Below are 6,373 nucleotides of genomic sequence, written 5' to 3' on the forward strand. Positions count from 1 at the left end.
GGTGGGCCCATGGCCAACCCCCCCCACTGCCCACCGCCGCCGTCCACTTCGGCTACATGCCAGAAGAGCGCGGCCTCTACCCGAAGATGACCGTCTCCGCCCAGCTGACCTACCTCAGCCGCCTGCACGGCCTTTCCGCCCACGAGGCCCGCCAGGCCATGCTGCGCTGGACCGACCGGCTGCGCATCGCCCAACACCGCGACAGCGCCGTCGACGCGCTCAGCCTGGGCAACCAGCAGCGGGTCCAACTGGCCGCCGCGCTGGTGCACGACCCCGACGTCCTGGTGCTGGACGAACCCTTCTCCGGCCTGGATCCGCTGGCCGTCGACGCCATGAGCGAAGTGCTGCAGGAAAAGGCCGCCGACGGCATCCCCGTGCTCTTCTCCAGCCACCAGCTCGACCTCGTTGAGCGACTGTGCGACCAGGTCGGCATCGTGCGCTCCGGACGGCTCGCCGCTTGCGGCACCCTCGACGAACTACGCGGCAGCGAGCAGGAGGCCCCGCTGGTTCTGCAGGTGGACGGCGCCGAGCCCGACTGGCCCCTGCACACCGAGGCGATCGCCGCCTACAAGGCGCACGAGGACGGCACCGCTCTGATCGTCGAGGCCGCCCCGGGCCATGACGAGAACAGCGTGCTGCGTGCGGCCATGCAGCACGGCATGGTGCGCCGCCTCACCCGCGAACGTCCCACCCTGTCCCAGCTTTTCCGTGACCTGGTGGAGCCGCACGCCTCCACCGCCTCGAGCGAGAGCGAGACGAGCAAGTGAGCACCCCCCGCAACGGCACCTTGGGCGACGTGTGGCTGGTGTACCGCCGCGAGATCGACGCACGGCTGAAGTCCAAGGGCTACTTCATCGGCATGCTCTTCATGGTCATCGCCGTCTTCGGCCTAGTCGCCGGCCTGTACTACGCCAACGCGCCCAAGACTCACACCGTCGCGGTCTGCGGTGCCGCCCAGAGCTCCTTCGGCACGCCGCCCGAGGACATCCGCCTCACCTCTTGCGCCGATGAGCAGACGGCCCGCGACCGCGTCACCGACAAGGACGTGGACGCCGCCGTCACGATCACCGGCTCCCGGGTGAGCGTGCTGACCCGCACGGACACCCCCACCCAGGCCAAGTCCTCCGCGATCACGCTGGCTCAGGTCTGGGCCACCCAGCGCGCCTACGACCGCCAGCAGATCGACACCCAGCAGCTGAACCTTGACGTCGCCGCGGCCGGCCCCACCCTGGTCACCGTGGGCGGCAACGGCCCGAACGGAACCGAGATCGGCGCCGCCATCAGCATGGTCGTCGTCCTGTTCATGCAGATCATCGGCCAGGGATCGCTGGTCGCCCAGGGCGTCGTGGAGGAGAAGAGCACCCGCGTCATCGAGGTCCTCCTGGCCACCCTCAGCCCGCTGCGGCTGATGATGGGCAAGGTCGCCGGCATCGGCACCGCCGCTGTACTGCAGATCGTCGTCCTGGTCGCTGCCGTGGTGGGCGCCCGGTCCATGTTCGGCGACCAGGCCGAAGGCCTTCCCTCCACGGCCGCGCTCATCAGCGCGACCCTGTGGTTCCTCTTGACCTTCACTCTGTTCGCCTACCTCTTCGCCGCCGCCGGCTCGCTGGTCTCCCGCCCCGAGGACCTGCAGGCGGTCCTCATGCCCGTCATGGTCCTGGCCCTGGCACCGGTCGGCATCGCCGCCGCAGCCGCCGGCGACCTCAACGCCGGCTGGGTCGGCATCGTCCAGTACGTGCCGCCCTTCTCCGGGCTGTTGATGCCACTGCAGGCCAGCGTCGGCAACGTCTCCCTCCTCCAGCAGCTCGTCGCCGCCGCCTTGATGGTGGTCGCGACCAGCGCCTGTGTCTGGCTGGCCGCCCGCATCTACGCCAACTCCGTCCTCAAGATCGGCTCCGTGGTGCGTTGGCGCCACGCGCTGGTCGCCTGACCCAGGACAGGTGCACCCATGACCTCTTCCCTGTTCACCTTCGCCCACATCATCGCTGCTCTCCTGCTCACGCTGCTGCTGGCCCACGGCGGACGCCGCGTCGCCCACCGGTTGCGGCAGCCCGACGTCATCGGCGAGATCAGCGCCGGCCTCCTGGCGGGACCGCTCCTGCTGGCTCTGGTCGGGCATAACACCTTCGACTTTCTGCTGCCGGGGCACATCCTCGAAGCACTCAAGCTGCTTGGCCAGGGCGCACTCGCGCTCTACCTGGTCGGCCTGGCGCACCACTTGCGCAGCAGCGCGAGGCGACCCGGCAAGGGAGCCATGGCGTGGGTCGCCATCGGCTCCCTGGTGCCGTCGTTGCTGGCCGGAGCCCTGCTGGCGTGGTGGATCACCGCTTATGCCCATCCGGCAGTGCGGGGCAACGCGCCGCTTGCCGCCTTCGTGTTGATGACCGCTGTCTCCCTGTCCATCAGCGCGGTGCCGGTCATGGCGCGCATCCTTGCCGCCCGGAAGATGCAGGACACCCCCAGCGGTGCCCTGACCATGGCGGCCGCTGTCCTGATCGATTCCGCGGGATGGATTCTGCTCACCCTGGCCTTGTGCCTGAACGCGCGCACCGCGCAGGGGCTCATCCACTGCCTGATAGCACTGGCTCTCGGCGGGGTGTTCATGATCATCCTGCGCGGTGTGCTGCGCTCTCGAGCCGCGCAGTGGCTGCTGCGCCGCCGGCAAGTAATGGTCGTATTCCTGGCCGTTGCCGCCTGCGGCATGGGATACGCCATGGAGCACCTGGGCATGACCTCCATCCTCGGCGCTGCGCTGGTCGGCTTCGCCGTGCCCTCTGGTGCACGGACGCCGTGGGCCCCGGTGGTGGACACCGTGTCGAAGACCGGGCGTTTCCTGGTTCCGGTCTTCTTCGTGGTGACCGGCGTGAGCGTGCTCAGCCGCTCGTACGGAGCCGCCTCCTGGTCACTGCTCCTTCTCACCCTCGCTCTGGGCGTGATCGGCAAGATCCTGGGTGGCTACGCCGGCACCCGGTTGGCGGGCCAGTCCCCCGTGGTGGCGCGCGAGGTGGGGGTGCTGATGAACACCCGCGGTCTGACCGAGCTCATCGTGCTGCAGGCCGGCGTGAGCGCGGGCATCCTGACCGGCCCCATGACGCTGTCCCTGGTGGTCATGGCCCTGGCCACCACCGCGATGACCGGCCCTCTGCTGTCCTACCTGGAGCGTCGGCGCACCGCCGATGACACGCCGCCGGTCACTGTGGCTGCCTTCAGCTAGCGCTCTCCGCTTCCGGGCTGCCCCTTAGATCCAGCCGCGCTCGCGCGCGAGAAGGGCGGCCTGGAAGCGGTTGCTCGCATCCAGGCGGCGCATAAGCGCCGCCACATGCTTGCGATACGTACGCAGCGCGATGCCCACCTCGCGCGCGCCCACCTCGTCCTTGTCCGCGGTGCACAGCGACTGCAGAATCCTTCGTTCCAGCACCGTCACCGAGTCCACCCGCTGGTCGGTGCTCTCCATGCCCTGCGGAGTCAAAGGATCGGCGCTGCGCCACATGCGCTCGAACAACGACACCAGCGCGGCAACCAGCCCGGGTTCGCGGGTCATGATCGCGCCTTTCGCGGTGTGCGCGGGATCCAGCGGCGTCAGGGCCGCAGCCCGGTCACAGATGATCAGGCGCTCGATCGGATCGCGCGCCACCCGGATAGAGGCGCCCATGTCTGACAGTTCCCGCAGGTAAGCCATGGTGGGCGCGTCTTCGCGGGCAGCGTGCCCCACCACGGTGCGCATGCGCACCCCCCGTCGCAGCACCCGCTCGTCTATGGGACGCGCGTGAGCGATGCTCTCCTGGCTCAGCACGCCTCGGGGGTTGGTGGTAAGACTCTCGTTCCAGGTGAAGAACGTCAGCTCGTCGATGGCCGCCCTTACCGCCGTCATGCCCGTCAGCTGCACGGACTGGCCGGCACCCAGGTGATCGTTGAGGGACGAGGCGCGCCGCTCCGCGATCAGGGTGTCGACGATCCCGCTGGTGTGGACCTCGCTCCGCAGGCTCTGTTGGAGCTTCTCGACCGCGGCCGTCACCAGTCCTTCGATGGCCTTGGCCGGCGACAGCGGCGTCAGGACACCGTTGTCAGAGGACTGGGCCAGACCGGACTCGACCAGTTGCTGGCAGATCTCTTCCATAGGCGCTGCCTTGCTGCCGCAGCGGCGGGCCAGCTCCTCGGGAAGAGCGTCACCGGCTTGGAGTAGAGCCCGGTAGGCCTCTTCCACCTCGGTCTCGACACCGAGAAAACGCATATTTGCTTGCATAGCCCCCCCGGTAGGCATTCTTCGCACGCACGCGCAGGCACGTCCGATGCAAGAAACCGAGGTTCCGCAAGACATGCACAACGACAGACTACGTACTCAATTCCTCACTTCAACCTTCACAGCCGATGATCATTCACGCGCTGTTCGTCCTCCCTCGGCGGGTGCAGGCTCCAGAACCTGGCGTTTCAAACTTCATGCAGCATGCGGCACGCCCGCGTGCATCAAGGTGCACGCCCCGCAGCCCCAACATCACCCTCCAGAACGGCAGAGTTCTCGGTGCGGGCCCCACGGGGGAGTCCGAACCGAGTATTCGGCCAGGGGGAGAAAAATGAACCAGTCGCGCCGCCGCAGCACCTGTCGTCCGCGCTCGTACGCCAAGAAGATCGCTCTGTCCGCCCTCACCGCCGTCGCTCTGTGTCTCGCGGGCTCGGGCACGGCGAACGCGGATGATGCCGCACCGCAGTCCGCAGTTGCGAACGGATCCTGCTGCACCGCCCAAATCACCGATGCCGTCGAGACGGTGCAGGACATCCTGGGCGTGGTTCTGGACTCGGCAGACGTGCATGACTGGGGGTGAGCCGTCCGGGGGCTTCTGGGCGCACACCTGCGAGCCGGGCACAATCCGCGGCATCAAAGGCCGACACCACAGACGCCACTTCGAAAGGCAAGGACACCATGACCACTCCCCGACGCTTTCGCATCGAGGCCTCCGAGCACGCACCCTTGGGAGCAGCTCCCGAGACTGCGGCGGTGAGACTGATCGCCCTGCTGCCGCCTCAGTGGAAGGCCTCCATCGTGGAGTGCACGGCACGCGCTGCCGTCATCGCGGTCACCTCGCCGGCTTCCCCGGCCCAGGGGGATGTGGATCAAGTCGTCGAGGAGATCGTGTGCCGTCCGGCCCTCGCCGGCTGGACGATCTGTGCAATATGACGCGACACAAGAACCACGTGGAGACCTACTGTGCCCAGACCGCCCGCGCTGCCACCCGAGGAGAAAGTCACCCTCCTTCTGTCCATCCTGTCCGGAGAGATCACAGCCGCTGAAGCCGCCCGGGAAGCCGGCGTCTCCGCGCAGGCCATAAGCATATGGAAGAAACGCTTCATCGAGGCCGGCAGAACCGGCCTCGAGACCACCCCCGCCGCATCCGCGGCACGGGAACAGGAGCTGATAGAGGAAGTAAACCAGCTCCGCAAAGCGCTCAGCGACTCGTACCTGCAATACCAGGCGATGCGCCAGGCCCTGGGACGGGCCAACGGGCGATCCATACCGAGCCAGTACCGGCCGCAGCGCCTTGCGCCACCTGCGCCACGTCCTCTCGTCACCGGATAATGCACGCCACGCCCTCCCACCCGCCGGGGTGTCGCCGTTCCGTCACGGCAGCTGTAGTTCCGTCGTCCGTGCTGGTCAGCGTCTCGCCGGGGGCTGCTGAGGGCATGAGGACGGCCACCGTGATCATGAACGTTTGTGACGACGATCAAGGACGCGGTGGCCGTGGAGGCCACCACAGCCGAGCAGGCGTGGGCCACGGCGTTCGGGGCGGCGATGGAGGCGATCGCGGACTGCTTCGCGCGACGTGAAGCCCGCGCCACGGCCGCGCAGTTGACCGCTGGGCTGCTGCTGGAAGTGGACACGCGGAACTGCTGGACGCTGGCTCAGGCGCTGGGACATCCCGGACCGCATCGACTGCAGCACCTGCTCTCCCGGGCCCGGTTCGATCACACTGCGGCACGGGACGCCGTCGCCCGCCTGGTATCGGACGAACTCGCGGGCCAGGACGTGGTGTCGGTGGCCGACGAAACGGGGGACGCCAAGTCCTCCAAGGACTGCGTCGGCGCCGGCCACCAGTACTCCGGCGCCCTCGGCGCGGTCGGACTGTGCCAGGTGGCGGTGCATCTGGCGGCGGTCACGCCGACGACGCGGGTGGTCATCGACCGGGCGCTCTACCTCCCGGCGGACTGGGCCGCGGACGAGGAACGCCGCGAGTGGGCCGGGGTGCCCGAGGAGACCGTGTTCGCCACCAAGCCGCAGCAGGCGGTGGTCATGGTCGCCGGCGCGCTCGCGGCCGGCGTGCAGGCACGCTGGTTCGCGGGCGACGAGGTGTACTCCGGGCGGCACCTACGCAGCAACATC

Annotated in this window: 8 protein-coding genes; 7 read left to right on the forward strand and 1 reads right to left on the reverse strand. The window is 68.5% G+C overall.

Features of this window, described 5'->3' with window-relative positions; genetic code table 11:
* From AC3ET4_RS30030 to AC3ET4_RS30040, 3 genes are all read left to right on the forward strand, one after another.
* Positions 1-767, forward strand: a 767-nt coding sequence (locus tag AC3ET4_RS30030; protein WP_431954998.1) for an ABC transporter ATP-binding protein, incomplete at its 5' end; no start/stop codon positions are given.
* Positions 764-1,930 (forward strand): ABC transporter permease, encoded by a 1,167-nt coding sequence (locus tag AC3ET4_RS30035; protein ID WP_431955000.1) that lies wholly within the window; start codon positions 764-766, stop codon positions 1,928-1,930. The genes AC3ET4_RS30030 and AC3ET4_RS30035, both read left to right, overlap by 4 nt.
* Before the next feature lie 18 nt (positions 1,931-1,948).
* The gene (locus AC3ET4_RS30040) at positions 1,949-3,214 is read left to right on the forward strand and encodes a cation:proton antiporter (protein ID WP_431955002.1); all 1,266 of its coding nucleotides are present in this window, start codon (positions 1,949-1,951) and stop codon (positions 3,212-3,214) included.
* A gap of 24 nt (positions 3,215-3,238) precedes the next feature.
* Here AC3ET4_RS30040 and AC3ET4_RS30045 read toward each other — a convergent pair whose 3' ends face one another.
* Complete coding sequence (locus tag AC3ET4_RS30045; RefSeq protein ID WP_431955004.1) at positions 3,239-4,231, reverse strand: helix-turn-helix transcriptional regulator; 993 nt, start codon at positions 4,229-4,231, stop codon at positions 3,239-3,241.
* A 340-nt stretch (positions 4,232-4,571) separates the two neighbouring features.
* On the opposite strand from AC3ET4_RS30045, the gene AC3ET4_RS30050 reads away from it, so the two are divergent.
* From AC3ET4_RS30050 to AC3ET4_RS30065, 4 genes are all read left to right on the forward strand, one after another.
* Positions 4,572-4,820 (forward strand): hypothetical protein, encoded by a 249-nt coding sequence (locus tag AC3ET4_RS30050; RefSeq protein ID WP_431955006.1) that lies wholly within the window; start codon positions 4,572-4,574, stop codon positions 4,818-4,820.
* Between the two features lie 98 nt (positions 4,821-4,918).
* A complete protein-coding gene (locus tag AC3ET4_RS30055) occupies positions 4,919-5,173 on the forward strand; it encodes a hypothetical protein (RefSeq protein WP_431955008.1) in 255 nt (84 codons plus the stop codon).
* Between the two features lie 30 nt (positions 5,174-5,203).
* Positions 5,204-5,572: a helix-turn-helix domain-containing protein gene (locus AC3ET4_RS30060; protein WP_431955010.1), complete on the forward strand. Its 369-nt coding sequence runs from the start codon at positions 5,204-5,206 to the stop codon at positions 5,570-5,572.
* Between the two features lie 135 nt (positions 5,573-5,707).
* Positions 5,708-6,373 (forward strand): IS701 family transposase (locus tag AC3ET4_RS30065; RefSeq protein ID WP_431955012.1); only part of this gene is annotated, 666 nt, incomplete at its 3' end.

This window comes from Actinacidiphila sp. bgisy167 (assembly GCF_057707665.1).